The sequence below is a fragment of the Actinomadura rubrisoli genome (genome assembly GCF_004349215.1).
GTDB classification, from domain to species: Bacteria; Actinomycetota; Actinomycetes; order Streptosporangiales; family Streptosporangiaceae; genus Spirillospora; species Spirillospora rubrisoli.
Genome location: NZ_SMKU01000195.1, coordinates 1 through 17409 on the forward strand (window position 1 = coordinate 1; position 17409 = coordinate 17409).

The window sequence follows — 17409 nt, forward strand, 5'->3', positions numbered from 1 at the left end:
CTGCGGAGCCGCCCGCGTCCGTGAGGCGCGCGTCCGCGAAGGGCAAGCGTGCACCTGCGGAGGCCGAGTCCGCGTCTGCGGGGCCCGGATCTGCGAAGGGCAAGCCCGCGCCCGCGAGGCGCGTGTTCGCGAGGGCTAAGCGCGCCTCTGCGGAGGCCGAGTCCGCGTCTGCGGGGCCCGCGTCCGCGGAGGCCAATCCAACGTCCGCGGAGGTCGAGTCCGCGTCGGCGAGGCCCGCGTCTGCGAAGGCGAAGCCCGTATCGGCGAAGGCGAAGCCTGCACCTGCGACTGCGGAGCCGCCCGCGTCCGTGAGGCGCGCGTCCGCGAAGGGCAAGCGTGCACCTGCGACGGCGAAGGCCACGCCGGTGGGCCGAGGGGCGGCGGGGGCGAAGGCTGGGGTGGCGCCTGCTCAGGCGAGACCGAAGGGCAAGCCGGTCTCTGGGAAGGGCGCCGGCAGGAAGGCGGGCGTTCCGGAGGTCGGCGATCGGAAGGTCGCCGGTCCGGAGGCGCCGGCTTCGGGGCGGACACGGAAGCTGCAGATGGGGATCGCCGGCGCGGCCGGGCTCGTGCTGGTAGCGGTCGGGACGGTGTTCGTCCTCGGGCAGGGTGAGGACGGGCCGAAGAAGCCGCGCGTGCCGGGGCCGGTGGCGGCCGAGCGGTTGTTCGCCGTGGATCCGGCGGCCAAGACGGACGGGCTCGTCCAGGAGTTGTCCGCCGTCGCGTCCGCCGGCAGGACGATCGTCGCGGTCGGGACGGAGGGCACCGGCGTCGAGGGCAGGGAGCGGGCCGGGTTCCTCGTCTCCGCCGACTCCGGACGCGGCTGGCGGACGGCGCGCGTGCGCGGGGCGGACGGGACGGAGCCGCCGCTCGGGGACCGTCCGCAGCTCCTCGCCGGGGGGAGCCGCACCTGGGTCGCCCTCGGGAGGGCGGCGGACGGCGGCGCGGTGGCGTGGACCAGCGAGGACGGGAAGACCTGGACGCGGCGGCCGCTCGGTGCGGCGTTCAAGCCCACGGACCGGGTGAGCGCCCTGACGCGCACCGCGTACGGGTTCGTGGCCGTGGGCGGCGCGAACGGGCAGGCCGTGGTGTGGAGCTCGGCTGACGGCCGCGCCTGGCAGCGCATCGACGGCCTCCAGGCGCCCGGTATCGTCGGCCTCGACCGGGTCGCGGCGTCGGGGAACGTCCTGGTGACGCATGGGACGTTCGCCAGGAAGGTCACCCGGAAGAAGGGCAGGAAGAAGGTCACGCGCACCGTCCTGAGCGACGGACTGTGGCGGTCCGCCGATGGTGGTCGCACATGGACGGCCGTGAACGTGCCACAGGCGCAGGGTTCGTACGGCGCCACCAAGGGCCTCGTCGCCGGTCCGGGTGGTTTCGCGACCGTACGCGAGGGTCAGCGCACGACCGGCCGTAAGAAGCATCGCAAGACGACCCGCTTCGGAGTGCTCTTCACGTCCGCGGACGGCCTGGCCTGGCGCGCCGCAGGCCAGTTCGGCGGCTCCGGCTACGCGGGCGTCGAGCGCTTCGGCGGATCACCCGCAGGGCTGGCGGCGCTCGTCCGGGACGGCAAGGGTGCCCGCACGGTGCTGAGCAGCGTTGACGGACGCGCCTGGCAGCCGGGCGGCGCGGTGAGCGGTCCGGAGGTGACCGGGCTGACGGTCGCGGCCGGGGGTGCGGTCGCGCTCTCCGGGCGGCGGGACGGCGACGCCTACCTGTTCGGCGTCGACCTGGCCGCCGTGCCGGGCGCCGTCCACGCGGAGCGGACGATCCGGTCCGTCGCCGCCGGTCCCGGCCGCGTCGTGGCGGTCGGCAGCACCAACGGCGGCACCGCGGTCTGGAGCGCGCCGGACGGACGGACTTGGACGCGGGCCCAGTTCCCCGGCGCCGGGGGCTGGCTGTCCGATCTGGCGTACGGGGCGCAGGGCTGGCTCGCCGTCGGCCGCACGTCGTCCGGCGCCAAGCCCGGGCCCCTTGCCCTGGTGTCGCCGGACGGGGTGACCTGGCGCAAGGCCACGTTCCCCGCGGGCCCGGCGCCTGTCGCCGCCACCACGGGACCGGCCGGTTACGTCGCTGTCGGGACGGGCGCCGCGTGGCGTTCGTCCGATCTCAAGGGCTGGCGCCGCACGGACGTCGACGGCGCCCCGGCGGACGTCGCCGCGACCACCAGGGGTTACGTCGCGGTCGGCGGCCGCGAGAAGGCGCCCGCGATCTGGACCTCGCCCGACGGCGTGAAATGGACGGCGGCCAAGCTTCCGGCGGGCCTCGCCGCCGGATCGCTGTCCGAGGTCGCGGCGCACGGCGACGCGCTCGTGGCGATCGGCGCGGGCCCCGGGGTGCTGGTGTCCGCAGACGGCGGCGCCACCTGGACGCACCGCGCCATCGACCCCACCGCGCCTGCCGTGACCGCGGTGGCCGCGACACGGAAGGGCTTCGCCGCCGCGACCACCGCCGGTGGCGGAGGCGCCGCTGTCTGGACGTCCCCGGACGGCGTCGCCTGGCACCGGCTCCCCGTCCCCAGGCTGGACGGGCCGGGCGACCAGCGCCTCACCGCGATGACCGCGATGGGCGGCGACCTGCTGGCGATCGGGACGAGCGCCGACCACCGCGGCGAGACCCCGCTCCTATGGCGAGCCCCGTCCCCATGACCAGCAGGAACCCGTAACGACCATGCCCGAGCTTGTCCGGCCGACCGTGTCCGTCCACCGGTCCTTCGTCGCGGCGATGGAGGAGTTCCAGAGGGAGGGACGGGGCCGCGCAGACGACAGCACCATGATCGGCATGGAACGCCGCGAGTACGGCGAAGGCTGGAACGATCCCGACGTCTTCGCGGAGTACGTCCAGCGGCTGCGCGCGCAGGTCCGCGAGAGCGCGCCTCGGCCGGAGGGGTTCGTCCCGTCCACGTCGCTGTGGTGGGTGGACGGCAGCGAGTACCTGGGCCGCATCGTGATCCGGCACCGGCTCACACCGACGTTGCTCGATATGGGCGGTCACATCGGGTACGACGTGCGCCCGTCCGCGCGGCGCCAGGGCCACGCCGGGAACATGCTCAGCGCCGCGCTTCCCGTGGCGTACGGCCTGGGCATCGATCCGGCACTCATCACCTGCGAGGAGGGCAACGCGGCCTCGCGCCGGGTCATTGAGAAGAACGGCGGCGTCCTGGAGGATCGGCGGGGCACCAAGCTGCGCTACTGGGCGCCCACCGCCCGGTGATCAGCCGTCGTGGCCGCGCCGTGGTCAGCCGTTGCAGCCGCAGGAGCAGCCCTTCGCGCAGGAGCAACCGCTGCCGTGTCCGCAACTGCATCCGTCTTTCTTCATGGGCGGAACGTAACCTTTTCCGCACTGTGCGGTCTATGACCTGGGCGCGACGTGCACCTGTCGTCGAGGTGGGACGGCCCGTGCCGTCCGAGGGCACGGGCCGTCCGGACAAGCGGGCACGGGCCGTCTCGCGGCGGGGAGCGGGACGGCCCGTGCCGGGCGGTGTTGCCTTGAATGCGGTGTTGCCTAGAGTGCGGTGTTGCTTTGAGTGCGGTGATGCCTCAGGTGTGGATGTGCAGGTCCACGCCCAGCAGGATCAGGAACCAGAGGAAGATGGCCAGCAGCGCGCTGCCGACCTGGCGCAGAAGCCTCGCGGTGATGTAGTCGCGGTCGAAGGCGACGAACACGCCGATGATGATGTAGATGAGGCCGACCAGGCTGATGCCCGGCCGATATCGAGTCGCCACGGGGGTCTCCTCCCAGGTGGGGGGTGTGACGATCGACCGTTGCCCAGGGCGGTGCGGAGGAAACGCCGACCCGGTTCGGGGCCGTTCCATATCGATCTTTCGGTGTGGCCCAAATGGGGAGGCCGCGTCACTTGCCCGGCAGGTCGATGCGGACGACGGTGGGGTCGCGGTCGCCCGCCCGGTCGGCGAACTCGGCGTTGCGGTGGACCACGTCGAACTCGTGCTTGCGCCGGTAGAGGGACGGGCTGAGCAGGATGTGGTCGAGCGCCTGCCCGTTGCCGCCGGAGATCGCCGTGTAGCGCTCGCCGGCCGGGAGCCCGGCGGGCAGGTCGGTCAGCCCGCCGTCCGTGGCGAGGGTGCGGACGGGTGTGGACGTCTCGCGGTCGTTGAGGTCGCCCGCGACGATCACGTGGGCGTTCTTGTCGGCCGTCCGGACGGACGTCACGAACCGGGCCAGCACGCGGGCCTGGGCGTCGCGCCGCCATCCGCTCGGCCGGGACGGCGGCTGGAAGCGGCCGAACAGCGGCTGGTCGTCACTGCTCTGCGGGAACCACTGGCCGGCGATCACGATGATGCGGCGGCCCTGCCAGGTGACCTCGCCGGCGAGGGGCTTGCGGGCGGCGCCCCAGGCGGCGTCGCCGGGGTCGACCCGGCCGGGGCTGAGCGTCAGCCCGGCGCCGCCGTCCCGCCGGACGGCCCGGACCGGCGTCGTGGCCGGGTCGGGCGGCGACGCGGCGGGCGGGCCGTCCTGGAGCGGGTCGGGCGCGGACGGGCGGTCCACGAACGCCAGCCCGCGGTCGGTGCGGAACAGGAACCCGAGCCGGGTGTTGGCGCCCCGCTCGCCGCCGTCGGTGTTGTCGCGCGGCGTCACCGAGCGCCAGTCGTAGGCGGGGCCGCCCGCGGTGCTGATCGCGGCGATCAGCTCGGCGACGGTCTGGTCGGCGGCGACCGTGCCGTCGTCCTCGGGGCCGCTGTTGTCCTCCAGCCCGCTGATCGCGATGAGGTCGGGGGACCTCAGGCCCTCGACGACGTCGCCCGCGAGGGCGCGGAAGCGCTCGGGGGGCGCGTCGGGGTCCAGGCCGTCGAGCCCGGCGGTGGCGACGGCCAGCTCGCCCGGCCGCTGCGGGCGGGTGGTCTCGCGCGCCAGCCCGCCGTCCGCGCGCCGGGGGGCCGCGGTGAGCAGCAGCTTGAAGTCGCCGAACGCGTAGTCCACGACGCCGTCGTTCGCGCCGGGGAGGCGGTCGCCGACGTTCATGCCGGGCAGCGGGGCGAGGGCGTCGTCGAGGACGATCCGCTCGGGGTTGGCGTCGCCGTCGCGGAGCAGGATGCCGCCGCGCCTGGTCCGCGTCCCGGCGCCGGCGCCGTTCGCGGGGAGGACGGGCAGCTCGCCGTAGCGGGTCGGGCCGACCGCGACGGCGTTCTCGATCCTGACTCGCATCCCCTCGACGGACTCGTGGAAGTCGAGGCCGTTGCGCCGGGGATCGAAACCGCCGCCCTTCTCGGCGTCGCCCGGCGCGCTCCTGACGACGCTCGCGGGCGGCCTGCGACCGCCGGGCCCGATCACGACCGGGGGCGGCAGGGGCGCGCCGTGCGCGTCCACGGTGGTCGCGCCGGCGTCGATCTCCGTCCGGGTGAGGCCCGCGGACTTGGAGCCGCCCGGACGGAACTCGCTGACCCGCCCGTTCACGCGGACCGCGTCGCCCACCTGGACCGCGCCGCCCGTGGTCGCGGCGGGACGCGTCCGGGTGAAGACGAAGATGCCCTCGGACGTGGCGTCGCTCTTGTCGGGGCGGGGGTCCTGCATCCAGAACCCGTTGCCGGTCAGCGCCGTCACGACGCCGGGGACCCCGGTGACCGCGGCCCGGTTCAGCGGCGATATGTGCCCAGCGCCCTGGATGTCGTGGACGCGGCGTCCGGCCGCCGGTGCCGCGGCCCCGGCGGGGAACGGCGCGGCTCCGGCGGGGGACGGCGTGGCCGCGAGGGGCAGGGCGAGCACCGCCGCGACGACGATCGACCGGGCCGCCGCCGGGCGGCCGAGCCGTCCCGGTCCACCTGCGTACGCCACCCGCGCTCCATGATCGAATAGAGGTCCCGTCCGGTCAGGAAGAAGGATGGCACGCGGGGCGAACCCGTGACCAACCGTGCGCGATGATTTCTGACCGGAGCGAAAACGGGCCCCGGCCCGGCGCGCGCCGGGCCGGGCCGGGCCGGGGCCCCGCGTCCCGGGCGTCAGTCGAAGAGCACGACCTGGCGGATCACGTCGCCGCTCCGCAGGGCGGCGACGGCGTCGTTCAGGTCCTCGAACCGGATCCGGCGGGAGATCAGGCTGTCGATGTCGAGCTTGCCCGCCCGCCACAGGTCCACGAACAGCGGGATGTCGCGCTTGAGGTCGCAGCCGCCGTACAGGGACGCCTTCAGGCTCTTGCCGTCGAACAGCAGCGAGAACGCGTTCAGCGTCCAGTCGTCGTCGGCGGCGCCCGCGCCCACCACGATGACGTCGCCGCCGCGCCGGGTCGCGTTCCACGCCGTGGTGATCGCCGCGGCCTTGCCGACGACCTCGAAGGTGTAGTCGAACCCGGCGCCGCCCGTCAGCAGCCCCTTGGTCTGGTCCAGGTCGTCCGGCGTCGCGGTGTGCGTGGCGCCGAACTGCTTGGCGACGGGGTGCTTGGCCTCGTTCGGGTCGATCGCCAGGATCGTGGACGCGCCCGCGATCCTGGCGCCCTGGATCACCGAGAGCCCGACGCCGCCCGCGCCCACCACCGCGACCTTGGAGCCCGGACGGACCTTCGCGGTGTTGATCGCCGCGCCGACGCCGGTCGGGATGCCGCAGCCGAGCAGCGCCGCGTACTCGAACGGCACGTCCTCGGCGACCTTGACGACGCCCCGGCCGGGGACGACGACCTCCTCGGCCCAGGTGCCGGTGCCCGCCATGCCGAACGCGGGGACGCCGTCACCGAGCCGGAAGTTCGGCTCGCTGAACGACCGCGCGATGAAGGTCATGCACAGGTACGGCTCGCCGCGCAGGCACTCGGCGCAGGTCCCGCAGTCGGGCGTCCAGTTGATGACCACATGGTCGCCCGGCTGGACGCCGGTCACGCGGTCGCCGACCTCGGCCACGACGCCGGCGCCCTCGTGCCCGACGACCGTGGGCGGCATCGAGGGCAGGACGCCGGTCAGCGTGGACAGGTCGGAATGGCAGACCCCGGTCGCCTTGATCTTGACCTTGACCTGGTCGGGACCGGTGTCGACCGTGGTGACGTCGTCGCGCAGGTCGAGTGCCTCGTCGCCGACCGCATGCAGTACCGCGGCGCGTGCCATGGCTGCCTCCACATCGAGGGAGGGACGTCCGCGCCGTCCGGGCGGAGCGTCCAGGAAGGGGTGGGTGGTTTTCCGGCCTGGGAACGGACGGGGCGGACGGGACGAGCGCGCGCGGAGGCCTACTCCTCCAGCTCCAGCGCGGCCTTCGGGCAGGACCGCACCGCGTGACGGACGCGGTCTGCCTCCTCCGGCGGCACGTCCGGCTTGAGGATCTCCAGCTCGTCGTCGTCGGTGAGGTCGAAGACCTCGGGTGCGAGCCCGACGCAGACGGCGTTGGCCTCGCACACCAGCGGGTCGACTCGTACTCTCATCGCCTTCTCCGTTCACAACCGGTTGAGCGTGCGCGTGGCGGGGTCCCAGGGGACGCGGGCGGTGCGGGTCCCGCGGGCCACCCCTCGACGCCAACCTACCGAACCAGGTTCGAGGCGCGCTCACCACGAAAGTAGAACACGTTTCAGTCTGTGGGAGCAAGGCGCGCGCGCCCGCTCATGGATCTCGGATAAAGTGCCCGGCGGAGGAGATCGATGACCCACACCAAGGCGTCCGCCGGACCGGGGGCGACCCCGCCGGAGATGCCCGCGGACCTGCGGCGCACCGCGCGCTGGACCAAGGGCTTCATGCCGGACGACGAGGGGCGCGTCCTGTACGAGACGGCCCTGGACTACGGCGCGCGCCTGGCGGAGACCGGCCCGATGCTGGAGGTCGGCACCTACTGCGGCAAGTCGGCCGTCTACCTGGGCGCCGCCGCCCGGGAGGCCGGCACGGTCGTGGTCACCGTCGACCACCACCACGGCTCGGAGGAGAACCAGGCGGGCTGGGAGCACCACGACCCGTCCCTGGTCGACCCGAGCACGGGACGGATGGACACGCTGCCGACCTTCCGCAAGACGATCGCCGCCGCGGGCCTGGAGGACCAGGTCATCGCCATCGTCGGGCAGTCCCGGACGGTCTCGGCGCTCTGGCGCGCGCCGCTGGCGCTGCTGTTCATCGACGGCGGCCACGCCGAGGAGCACGCGCAGGGCGACTACGAGGGCTGGGCGCCCCACGTCGCCGTCGGCGGCGCCCTGGTGATCCACGACGTGTTCCCCGACCCGGCGGACGGCGGCCGGCCCCCGTACGACGTCTACCTGCGGGCCCTCGCCAGCGGAGCCTTCGAAGACCGCCGGGCCGAAGGCTCCCTCCGCGTCCTGGAGCGGGTCGGCGCCAAGTCCCCCCTCTGACCCGCACCACGTCAGAGGCGGTGCGGACTCAGAGGCGGTGCGGACTCAGAGGTGGTGCCGACTTAGAGGCTCTGCCGACTCAGAGGCGGGTGCGGACGGGGTCGGCGACCGAGAGCAGCGCGCAGCCGCAGGCCAGGGGATCGGACGCCTCGGACGGGCCGAGGGGCCGCCCGGCGACCTCCTTGAAGAGCCGGGAGCCGGGAGAGGCGCCCTCCAGTGCGTCCGCGGCGAGGATCACCGCCGCGGCCGTGTAGGTGGAACGGTCCCCGGGGAAGTGCCGCTCGTTCTCGAACTGCCAGCCCGTCCAGTACGAGCCGTCCTCGTGCCGCAGGTGCTGGATGGTGGTGAACAGCTCCAGCGCCCGGTCGCGGTCGCCCGCCGCGTCCAGCGCCATCACCAGCTCGCAGCTCTCGGCCGCCGTCACCCACGGCTGGTCGGACACGCACCGGCAGCCGAGGCCCGGCACCACGAAGGTGTCCCACTCCTCCGCGAAGCGCCGCGCGGCCGCCGCGCCGCGCACGGGGCCGCCGAGCACCGGGTAGTACCAGTCCATCGACCAGCGGCTCTTGTCGGCGAACGCCTCCGGGTGCGCGGCCACCACGTGCCCGAGCTGGTCGGCGGCGAGCTCCCAGCCCGGCTGCGGCTCGCCCAGGCGCTCGGCCAGCGCGACCGCGCACCGCAGCGACTGGTAGATGGACGAGCAGCCGGTCAGCAGTGCGTGGTCGGACGGCTCGCCGCTCTCGTGCCGGATCCAGATGATCTCGCCGCGCCGTGTCTGCAGGCCCAGCGTGAAGTCGATCGCCCGGCGGACGGTCGGCCACATGCGCCGGGCGAAGTCCTCGTCCCCGGTCATCAGCAGCTCGTGCCAGACGCCCACCGCGACGTAGGCGGCGTGGTTGGACTCCCCGCCCGGCTCGGTGACCTCGCCCAGCACCCACTTGGCGGGCCACGACCCGTCCGGCCGCTGGACGCCTCGCAGCCACTCGTACGCCCGCCTGGACGCCGCGCGCATCCCGGCCACGGTGAGCGCCATCGCGGCCTCGACGTGGTTCCAGGCGTCCACGTGCCCGGGGACGCCCGCCTGCGGGGAGAACCAGGGGATCGCTCCGGACTCCTCCTGCTGCGCCGTGATGCTCCGCGCGGTCGCGACGATGCCGTCCGGCGTCACGACACCGGGGATCGAGGGCGGGCCGATCGGACCGCCCCGCCCGTCCCGGCCGACCTCCCGGTCAGACAGCATCCGCCGTCTCCCTGGCCGGGGCCGCCGGCGTGCCCGGCACCGCCGGCTTGGCGAAGTAGACGACGACGCTCTTGCCGATCACGGGGTTCATGACGCGCTCGGCCAGCCGCGTGGCCAGCGGGCGCTTCATGATGTCCCACACCAGGACCTGGTGGTAGGCCCTGGCCAGGGGGTTCCCGTCGTTGTTCACCCCCACGGCGCACTTGATCCACCAGTAGGGGGCGTGCAGCCCGTGCGCGTGGTGGTGGCCGCCGACCCGGAAGCCGATCGACTTCAGCTTGGCCTCCAGCTCGGCGCGCGTGTAGATCCGCACGTGCCCGCCGGGAGCGGTGTGGTAGTCCTCCGACAGCGCCCAGCAGACCCGCTCGGGCAGCCAGCTCGGCACCGTCACCGCGAGCTTCCCGCCGGGCCTGAGCACCCGCATCAGCTCGCGCATCGCCCGCATGTCGTCGGGGATGTGCTCCAGCACCTCGGACGCGACGATCGCGTCGAAGTGGTCGTCGGGGAACGGCAGGTCGAGCGCGTCGCCCTGCACGGTCTCGGCGGTCGCGCCCGCGGGCACCTCGCCCTCCAGCCGCATGGCGCCGAACATCTTCTCGACGTCGGCGAGCTCGTCCGCGTCCAGGTCGAAGGCCACGACGTCCGCACCCCGGCGGTACAGCTCGAAGGCGTGCCGTCCGGCGCCGCATCCCATGTCGAGGACGCGGTCTCCGGGGGTGACGCGGAACCGCTGGAAATCCACGGTCAGCAGGGTCGTGCTCCTTCCGTACAGGGGACGCTCAGGACGAGCTCCCTTGCTCTAGCGTCTCGGCGCTGCGGCCAGCCGCCGGTAGTCCTGGTCGCGCATGGCGGCGCGGTAGTGCTGGACCGTGGCCTGGGCCACGGCCGGCCATGCGAAGCGCTCCTGGACGCGTGCGAGACCGGCGGCGCCGACACGCGCGCGCTCGTCCGCCGAGTCGTGCAGCCGGTGCAGGGTGGCGGCCAGCTCCTCCACGTCGCCGGGCTTGACCAGGACCCCCGCGTCGCCGACCACCTCGGGCAGCGCCCCGGCGCGGCTGGCGACCAGCGGCGTCCCGGACGCCATGTGCTCGACGGCGGGCAGCGAGAAGCCCTCGTACCGGGACGGGACGACGGCGATCTCGGCGGAGGCCAGCAGCTCGGCGAGGTCGTCGTCGCCGACGCCGCTGACGAACCTGACGCGCTCGCCGAGGGCCAGCTCCCGGACGAGCCGCTCGGTGGGGCCGTCCTTCTGCGGGCGGCTCACCACGATCACGTGGACGTCGCGCTCGGTGGCGACCTTGGCCACCGCGTGCAGCAGCACGTCCACGCCCTTGATCGGCGCGTCCGCGCTGGCCATGGCCACGATCCGGCCGGGCACGCGCGGGCCGCGCGGGTGGAAGAGCCGGGTGTCGACGCCGAGCGGCAGGATCTCGATGTCGCGCGGGTCGACCTTGAAGTCCTTGACGATGTCGACCTTGGACGACTCCGAGACGGTCAGCACCGGGCCGATCCGCCGGGACACCTGCGACTGCATCGCGACGAACCCGTACCAGCGGCGCTTGCCGAGCCGCTCCTTGACGCCCCGCGCCGCCTCCAGCTCGATCCGGCGGTCGACGCTGATCGGGTGGTGGATGCTCGTGACCAGCGGCAGGCCGAGCCGGGGGATGCCGAGGCTGCCCAGGCCGAGGACCTGGTTGTCGTGGACGACGTCGAAGTCGCGGCGCCGCCCGCGCAGGGCGCGCAGCGCGCGGAGGCTGAAGGTCAGCGGCTCGGGGAAGCCGCCGGTCTTCATGTGCGCGAACTCCAGGACGTCGATCCAGTCGCGGAACTCGCCGGGCGACGGGGTGCGGAACGGGTCCTCGTCCCGGTACAGGTCCAGGCTCGGGATCTTGGTGAGCGTGATCTCCTCGCGGTCCAGGTCCGGGTAGGGCTGGCCGGACAGGACCTCCACCGAGTGCCCGAGGTCGACCAGCTCCCGGCTCAGATGCCGGAGGTAGACACCCTGGCCGCCGCAGTGCGGCTTGCTCCGGTACGAGAGCAGGGCCACCCGCAACGGGGCACCCGACGGCTCGCCTGCCTCACCCACGCCATCCCCTGCCCACGCACCACTCCTGTCAGTCCAGGGTCACCGGCCGTACACGCACCGGCATCTCCCTTATGCGGTAGATGAAACCCGACCTTAGCCTCCGCACGTTACCGGAGAGTTCAATATTGGGCATGGCGTCCAAAAGTGTTCCGAAGGGCACACTGAACTCAAGGTCGGGCGAGGTGGGCGGGCCGGTCAGGACGGCGTGAAGCTCACCGGCAGCGACTTGACGCCGTTGACGAAGTTCGACCGGAGCCGGCGGGCCTCGCCGGCCGGCCGGATGTCGGGCATCCGGTCGAGGATCGTCTCGAAGATGATCTTCAGGTTCATTCGGGCGAGATGGGTGCCCAGGCAGAAGTGCGGCCCGCCGCCCCCGAACCCGATGTGCGGGTTCGGGTCGCGGCCCACGTCGAACCGGAACGGGTCCTCGAACACCCGCTCGTCCCGGTTGGCCGAGCCGTAGAACAGCACGACCTTGTCGCCCGCCGCGACCTTCCTGCCGCCGAGCTCGACGTCCGCGAGCGCCGTCCGGCGGAACTGGTTGATCGGGCTCACCCAGCGGACGATCTCCTCCACCGCCGTCGGCAGCAGGCTCCGGTCCTCCCGCAGCCGCCGCCACTCGTCAGGACGCTCGAAGAACGCCTGCATGCCGCCCGCCGTGGCCGTCCGCGTCGTCTCGTTCCCGGCGATGGACAGCATGATCACAAAGAGCTGGAACTCCTCCTCGCTGATCCGCGTCCCGTCCGCGTCCGGCTGCAGCAGCTTCGTCACGATGTCGTCGCGCGGCGTCGACTCCCGCTCGCGCGCCAGCTCGCCCGCCCAGCCCGCGAACTCTGCGGCGTACAACTGCGACTCCGTCCGGTCCCCGATGTAGTCCGGGTCGTTGAACGCCACCAGCTTGTTGGACCAGGTGAAGATCTTCTCCCGGTCCTCCAGCGGCGCCCCGAGCAGCTCGCAGATCGTGTACAGCGGCAGCGGCGCGGCGAAGTGCTCCACGAAGTCGCACTCGCCCAGCGGCGCCGCCTCGTCGATGAGCCGCTCGCAGATCCCGCGGACGTGCTCCTGGAGCCGGCCGATCATCCGGGGCGTGAACCCCTTGTTGACCATGCCGCGCAGCCTGGTGTGGTCGGGCGGGTCCTGGAACAGCATCATCTGCCCGTACAGGGCGATCTCGTCGTCGCTGAACTCCTCGAACATCGCCGTCCGCGTATGCGAGGAGAACAGGTCGGCGCGCCGCGACGCCCGCACCACGTCCTCGTGCCGGGTGACCGCCCAGAACCCGGGCACCCCGTCGTTCGGGTCCGGATGCCAGTGGACGGGGTCGTTGTCGCGCAGCCAGGCGAACTGCGCGTGCGGGATCCCCTCACGCTCGTACACACCGGGGTCGATGACATCGATCCGGGGGGCGGTGCCGGCGGTGGACTCGGACACGGTGCGGGGCTCAGGTGCCATCCCAGGAGGACCCTTCGGTTGCGCCGTCACCCGCGGTGACGGTGTGACTGAGCGCTTGCTTGGTATATTGCTCTAGAACACGTTCTAGCATGAGACTGCAGTCTCATCAAGGGTCCAGACTGGTGACGCAAGTCGCACCCGCCCGGCGAGGTGCCCATGGCGCCCGCGTTCCAAGGGGCGAGGCCGGATGCGGACAGTGAACTTTCGACCGCGAACGATTACCGCTGGTAAGCGACCGGCGCACCCATTCGGACACTCTCCGTAATTGCCATTTGAGTACGTTCCGTCACCGGGCAAGCACACAGGGATATAGACACGAAATGTGAGGGCGCACACACTCTTCGTGTAGGTCCCTCATTGGTTCCTCCCCGCCACTCGCGTCCATCGGCGTCACGATCGCCGGCCTCTCAGCACGCCCACGGACGCGGCGCGGACGCGGGAGGAGCCCAAGGAAGGAGAGCGCATGTTCTCGAAACGAATCACCGCCCTCACCCTGGCCGTCCTGGCGACCGGAGCCTGTGTGGGCACGGCCGGGGCGGCCAGCGCCCAGCCCGACCGGACCGCCCAGCCGTCCGCGCAGACCCGCGCCGCGGCCCTGCCCCCGGGCTACCAGCTGGTGACCCTGCCCAACGCCAACGTCCCCAACTTCCAGCGCCGCGTCCTGTACTGCCCGGGCACCAAGCACGTCCTCGGCGGCGGCGCCGAGGCCCGCGGCAACGGAGCGATCCTGGTCGGCTCCTTCCCCACCGATGACGCCCGGGGCTGGGTCGCCCTCGGCCGTCAGATCGGCTACAACGACGTCGGCATCAGCGTGTACGTGATCTGCGCCGACTGACCCGCCTCCCCGTCCGGTCCCGGCCGCTCACGGCCGGGACCGGACGTCGTTTGTCGTGCCCCGGCTCCTGGCGCCCCGGCCGGCAAGATCCTGCTGCCATGAGCCGAGATCGCGACGTGGATCCCAAGGTGGGTCAGCGGAGGGTGTAGCGGAGCGGGTCTGTTGTACCGGCGCGGCGGGCCGTGCCGCGGTTCTCCAGGGTGCGGAGGTGGGCGGCGGCCTCGCCGGCCGCCATGCGGCGGGCCGTGATGGGCATGTCGGGCCAGGGGTGGCGCCAGGTGAGGGCGGCGGTCAGGTCCCAGAGGGTGATGGGGACGGCGGTGAGAAGGGCCGTCACCTCGGCGAGGCGCCTCTCGTGGTGGTCGATGATCTCGCGGGCCCGGCCGGGCAGGCCGCGGAAGCGGTGCTGGTGGGCCGGGAGGACCTCGTCCACGGTCATGCCCGAGATCTTGTCGAGGGAGCCGAGGAAGTCGCCGAGGGGGTCGGCGCCGGCCAGGTCGTAGGGGTAGAGGCCGATGTGCGGGGTGATGCGGGGCAGGACGTGATCGCCGGTGAAGACGCGGTCGCCGTCCTCCAGGTGCAGGCAGATGTGGCCGGGGGAGTGGCCCGGGGTCCAGATGACGCGGAGGACGCGGCCGGGGAGGTCGACCAGGTCGCCGTCGGAGAGTTCGCGGTCCGGGACGGCCGGCGGATCCACCTGAGGGCGTTCGCCGCGGTCTCCCAGATCGGCTGCGGTGGCGCCCGCGCGGCGCAGGCTGCTGAGCTCGAACGCGCGGTGTTCGCCCCGGGCGACCATGGCGCGGAACAGGCGGACGATCTCGGCGTCCGCGTGGTGCATGGCGACCCAGGCGCCGGACGTCTCGCGGACGCGGCCCGCCAGGCCCGCGTGGTCGGGGTGGTAATGGGTGACCACCACCCCGTGCACGTCGGCGATGTCGATGCCGAAGGCGCCGAGGCCGTCGCGCAGGGCCGTCCAGGAGTCCTCGTGCTGCCAGCCCGCGTCGATCAGGACGGGGCCCCGGGGGCTCTCCACCGCGTACACCAGCGTGTAGGCGAGGGGATTGCCCGGGATGGGAACAGGGACGCTCCAGACGCCTCCGCCGAGATCCTCGGGTTCCACCGGCACCGCCTTCCGTCAGAGGCGTTCGAGGATGGTGGCGGTGGAGAGGGCGCCGCCGCAGCACATCGTGACGAGGGCCGTCCCCGCGTCGCGGCGCTCCAGCTCGTGGAGGGCGCTGGTGATCAGCCGGGAGCCGGTGGCGCCGACGGGGTGGCCGAGGGCGATGGCGCCGCCGTTGACGTTGACCCTGTCCATATCGGGCCCGTGGACGGACGCCCATGACAGCACGACCGCGGCGAACGCCTCGTTGATCTCGGTGATGTCGATGTCGCCCATGGTCATGCCCGAGCGCCTCAGGACGCGTTCGGTCGACTGGACCGGGCCGTCCAGGTGGTAGTACGGCTCGGAGCCGACGAGCGCCTGGGACCGGATGCGGGCGCGGGGCCGCAGGCCGAGGGCCCGCGCCTTCTCCTCCGACATGAGCAGGACGGCGGCGGCGCCGTCCGAGATCTGGGACGAGGTGCCGGCGGTGTGGCGGGCCTCCGGGCCGAGGACCGGCTTGAGCTTGGCGAGGCCGTCCGCCGTGGTCTCGCGGAGGCCCTGGTCGCGGGTGACCGTGCGGGTCTCGCCGGTGGCGTTGCCGCCGGCGTCCAGGACGGGGGCGTCGAGGGGGGCCACCTCGCGGTCGTAGCGGCCGCCGGCCCATGCCTCGGCGGCCAGGTGCTGGGAGCGCGCGCCGAAGGCGTCGAGGTCGGCGCGGGTGATGCCGCGGCGTGCGGCGATGCGCTCGGCGGCCTCGAACTGGTTCGGCAGGTCGATCGACCAGTCGTCCGGGCGCGGCCTGGCGGGCAGGACGTTGCTGCCGAGCGGCGAGCGGCTCATCACCTCGACTCCGCAGCCGATGGCGGCGTCCACGACGCCGGCCGCGATCTGGGAGGCGGCGAGGTGGACGGCCTGCTGCGCCGAGCCGCACTGGGCGTCGATCGTGGTGACGCCGGTCTGCCAGGGCAGGCCCGCGTACAGCCAGGCGTGCCGGCCGACGTGGCCGCCCTGCTCGCCCGCCTGCGTCACGCAGCCCGCGAAAACCTGTTCTACCTCGGCGGGGTCGATGCCGGAGCGCTCGACGACGGCGCCCAGCGCGTGGGCCAGGACGGCCTGTGCCTTGAGGCCGGCCAGCCAGCCGTTGCGCCTCCCCAGGGGGGTGCGCACCGCCTCGACGATCACCGGGGTGCCCATACGGTCTCCTTTTTGGAACGCGGTTCGCCCATGACTGTAACGTGTTCTATTTTTGCCGGGTAGTCCTCGGGCGCAGCGAACGCGGGAGAGAAATGAGGCTTGAGGCCGGTCGTGAGTCTTGCCAGGGACGACGTGGGATCCGGTTCCGGTGTCTGATCCGTCCATTAGCCTTGGATCACCCTCCTCCACGCCGGAGAGTGCCTATGCCGACAGATTCCGACGAGCCCGTTTTCGACGACGACTTCGTCAAGGGCGCCGCGTTCACCGAGCCGTCCGCGCAGGAGCGCTTCCACAGACCCGGGCGGCTTGAGCGGTCGCGCGCCCGGTGGGCCGGCAGACGGCGGCGCCGCACCAGGGCCGGAGGCGGGTCGCGGCGCGAGTACCGGGAGCCGAGCCACCGCAGGGCCGTCGTCCAGGTGATCGCCGGGGTGATGGTGCTGCTGCTGATCTCCACCGGGCTGTGGTGGTTGAACCGGCCGTCCCCGCAGGACGGCGGGGCGTCCGCCATCGCGCCCGCCCCGACCGGCGCCCCGCCGCAGCCTCCGCAGGGTGATCCGTTCGCCGGATCCCCGGCGGCGGGCTACACCGACGGCGAGGCGGGCCTGCAGATGCCCGATCCCAAGGCCATGAACGGGCTCTCGGAGGCCGACATGGCGCTGGCCTACGTCCGCGTCCGGAAGATGCTGATCGCCGCGAACCTGGATCCGGCGACGGTGTACCAGCGGCGGCCGGACGCGCTGGCCAAGCTGCTCGATCCGGCGCAGCGCCGCGACTTCACCCGCGACCTCGACCGCAAGGGCGAGCACAACAGCCGGGACTGGATGACAAGCTTCGCGGCCGGCACCGCCGAACCGGCCCTCGGGACGGTCAAGGTGCACGGGACGGTGGCGGCGAGCAAGAGCCGCGACCAGGGCACGGCCGGGGTGAGGGTGACGGCCGACCACCTGTTCGTGTACGCGGTACGGCGGCCGGGACGGCCCGAGACGGTGATGCGCGAGGTCGTCCGGCGCGTGACGGAGGTGTTCGTCTACCGCGAGGACGGCGCGGTGAAGCTGTGGATCACGAAGTCGGACCGCTCGTCCGCCCCGTCCAGCTGCTCCGCCGATGACGGCTTCGTCCACCCGGTGTACCCCAGCGACCCGGGCGGCGGGATGCCGAACGGGCAGGCGCAGGACCCGTACGACCAGTCGGCCCCGATCCAGGCCGATCGCGGCTGCGAGCCCGTGACCCGCGTCTGAAC

At 73.1% G+C, this 17409-nt stretch carries 15 protein-coding genes; 5 read left to right on the forward strand and 10 right to left on the reverse strand.

Annotated features, from left to right (window positions below; all coding sequences use genetic code 11):
* Positions 1-539: 539 nt before the first annotated feature.
* Both E1298_RS29365 and E1298_RS29370 read left to right on the forward strand, forming a co-directional pair.
* Positions 540-2645, forward strand: a complete 2106-nt coding sequence (locus E1298_RS29365) for a beta propeller repeat protein (RefSeq protein WP_131898934.1) — start codon at positions 540-542, stop codon at positions 2643-2645.
* Positions 2646-2667: 22 nt separating this feature from the next.
* Entirely contained in the window at positions 2668-3210 is a 543-nt protein-coding gene (locus E1298_RS29370; protein WP_131898936.1) for a GNAT family N-acetyltransferase, read from the forward strand.
* Positions 3211-3536: 326 nt separating this feature from the next.
* Here the strand turns inward: E1298_RS29370 and E1298_RS29375 are convergent, their stop codons facing one another.
* The 4 genes from E1298_RS29375 to E1298_RS29390 form a co-directional block, all read right to left on the reverse strand.
* Positions 3537-3722, reverse strand: coding sequence for a hypothetical protein (locus tag E1298_RS29375; protein WP_131898938.1), 186 nt, complete (start codon positions 3720-3722; stop codon positions 3537-3539).
* 127 nt (positions 3723-3849) lie between these two features.
* Positions 3850-5787, reverse strand: a complete 1938-nt coding sequence (locus tag E1298_RS29380) for an endonuclease/exonuclease/phosphatase family protein (RefSeq protein WP_243725885.1) — start codon at positions 5785-5787, stop codon at positions 3850-3852.
* A 164-nt stretch (positions 5788-5951) separates the two neighbouring features.
* The gene (locus E1298_RS29385; protein WP_131898940.1) at positions 5952-7040 is read right to left on the reverse strand and encodes a Zn-dependent alcohol dehydrogenase; all 1089 of its coding nucleotides are present in this window, start codon (positions 7038-7040) and stop codon (positions 5952-5954) included.
* A 119-nt stretch (positions 7041-7159) separates the two neighbouring features.
* Positions 7160-7351 (reverse strand): ferredoxin, encoded by a 192-nt coding sequence (locus E1298_RS29390; protein WP_131898941.1) that lies wholly within the window; start codon positions 7349-7351, stop codon positions 7160-7162.
* Between the two features lie 213 nt (positions 7352-7564).
* Between E1298_RS29390 and E1298_RS29395 the strand changes: the two genes are divergently transcribed.
* Entirely contained in the window at positions 7565-8260 is a 696-nt protein-coding gene (locus tag E1298_RS29395; protein WP_131898943.1) for a class I SAM-dependent methyltransferase, read from the forward strand.
* Between the two features lie 79 nt (positions 8261-8339).
* Here the strand turns inward: E1298_RS29395 and E1298_RS29400 are convergent, their stop codons facing one another.
* The 4 genes from E1298_RS29400 to E1298_RS29415 form a co-directional block, all read right to left on the reverse strand.
* Positions 8340-9500: a prenyltransferase gene (locus E1298_RS29400; RefSeq protein ID WP_131898945.1), complete on the reverse strand. Its 1161-nt coding sequence runs from the start codon at positions 9498-9500 to the stop codon at positions 8340-8342.
* Positions 9490-10251 (reverse strand): class I SAM-dependent methyltransferase, encoded by a 762-nt coding sequence (locus E1298_RS29405; protein ID WP_207944906.1) that lies wholly within the window; start codon positions 10249-10251, stop codon positions 9490-9492. The genes E1298_RS29400 and E1298_RS29405 overlap by 11 nt, the downstream gene beginning before the upstream one ends.
* Before the next feature lie 48 nt (positions 10252-10299).
* Positions 10300-11586, reverse strand: coding sequence for a glycosyltransferase family 4 protein (locus E1298_RS29410; protein WP_131898949.1), 1287 nt, complete (start codon positions 11584-11586; stop codon positions 10300-10302).
* A gap of 195 nt (positions 11587-11781) precedes the next feature.
* Positions 11782-13038 (reverse strand): cytochrome P450, encoded by a 1257-nt coding sequence (locus E1298_RS29415; RefSeq protein WP_131898951.1) that lies wholly within the window; start codon positions 13036-13038, stop codon positions 11782-11784.
* A 463-nt stretch (positions 13039-13501) separates the two neighbouring features.
* Here E1298_RS29415 and E1298_RS29420 point away from each other — a divergent pair, with 463 nt between their 5' ends.
* Entirely contained in the window at positions 13502-13873 is a 372-nt protein-coding gene (locus tag E1298_RS29420) for a hypothetical protein (protein WP_131898953.1), read from the forward strand.
* 133 nt (positions 13874-14006) lie between these two features.
* Here the strand turns inward: E1298_RS29420 and E1298_RS29425 are convergent, their stop codons facing one another.
* Both E1298_RS29425 and E1298_RS29430 read right to left on the reverse strand, forming a co-directional pair.
* The gene (locus E1298_RS29425) at positions 14007-14993 is read right to left on the reverse strand and encodes an MBL fold metallo-hydrolase (RefSeq protein ID WP_243725886.1); all 987 of its coding nucleotides are present in this window, start codon (positions 14991-14993) and stop codon (positions 14007-14009) included.
* Positions 14994-15008: 15 nt separating this feature from the next.
* Positions 15009-16169, reverse strand: a complete 1161-nt coding sequence (locus E1298_RS29430; protein WP_131898957.1) for a steroid 3-ketoacyl-CoA thiolase — start codon at positions 16167-16169, stop codon at positions 15009-15011.
* A gap of 203 nt (positions 16170-16372) precedes the next feature.
* On the opposite strand from E1298_RS29430, the gene E1298_RS29435 reads away from it, so the two are divergent.
* Positions 16373-17407: an SCO2583/SCO2584 N-terminal domain-containing protein gene (locus E1298_RS29435; RefSeq protein ID WP_131898959.1), complete on the forward strand. Its 1035-nt coding sequence runs from the start codon at positions 16373-16375 to the stop codon at positions 17405-17407.
* Positions 17408-17409: the final 2 nt, after the last annotated feature.

Bases quoted from the DNA above. Each gene is read 5' to 3' on its own strand.
- E1298_RS29385 (WP_131898940.1), bottom strand. From the start codon at position 7,040: ATGGCACGCGCCGCGGTACTGCATGCGGTCGGCGACGAGGCACTCGAC.
- E1298_RS29395 (WP_131898943.1), top strand. From the start codon at position 7,565: ATGACCCACACCAAGGCGTCCGCCGGACCGGGGGCGACCCCGCCGGAG.
- E1298_RS29430 (WP_131898957.1), bottom strand. From the start codon at position 16,169: ATGGGCACCCCGGTGATCGTCGAGGCGGTGCGCACCCCCCTGGGGAGG.
- E1298_RS29370 (WP_131898936.1), top strand. From the start codon at position 2,668: ATGCCCGAGCTTGTCCGGCCGACCGTGTCCGTCCACCGGTCCTTCGTC.
- E1298_RS29365 (WP_131898934.1), top strand. From the start codon at position 540: ATGGGGATCGCCGGCGCGGCCGGGCTCGTGCTGGTAGCGGTCGGGACG.
- E1298_RS29400 (WP_131898945.1), bottom strand. From the start codon at position 9,500: ATGCTGTCTGACCGGGAGGTCGGCCGGGACGGGCGGGGCGGTCCGATC.
- E1298_RS29420 (WP_131898953.1), top strand. From the start codon at position 13,502: ATGTTCTCGAAACGAATCACCGCCCTCACCCTGGCCGTCCTGGCGACC.
- E1298_RS29415 (WP_131898951.1), bottom strand. From the start codon at position 13,038: ATGGCACCTGAGCCCCGCACCGTGTCCGAGTCCACCGCCGGCACCGCC.
- E1298_RS29390 (WP_131898941.1), bottom strand. From the start codon at position 7,351: ATGAGAGTACGAGTCGACCCGCTGGTGTGCGAGGCCAACGCCGTCTGC.
- E1298_RS29435 (WP_131898959.1), top strand. From the start codon at position 16,373: ATGCCGACAGATTCCGACGAGCCCGTTTTCGACGACGACTTCGTCAAG.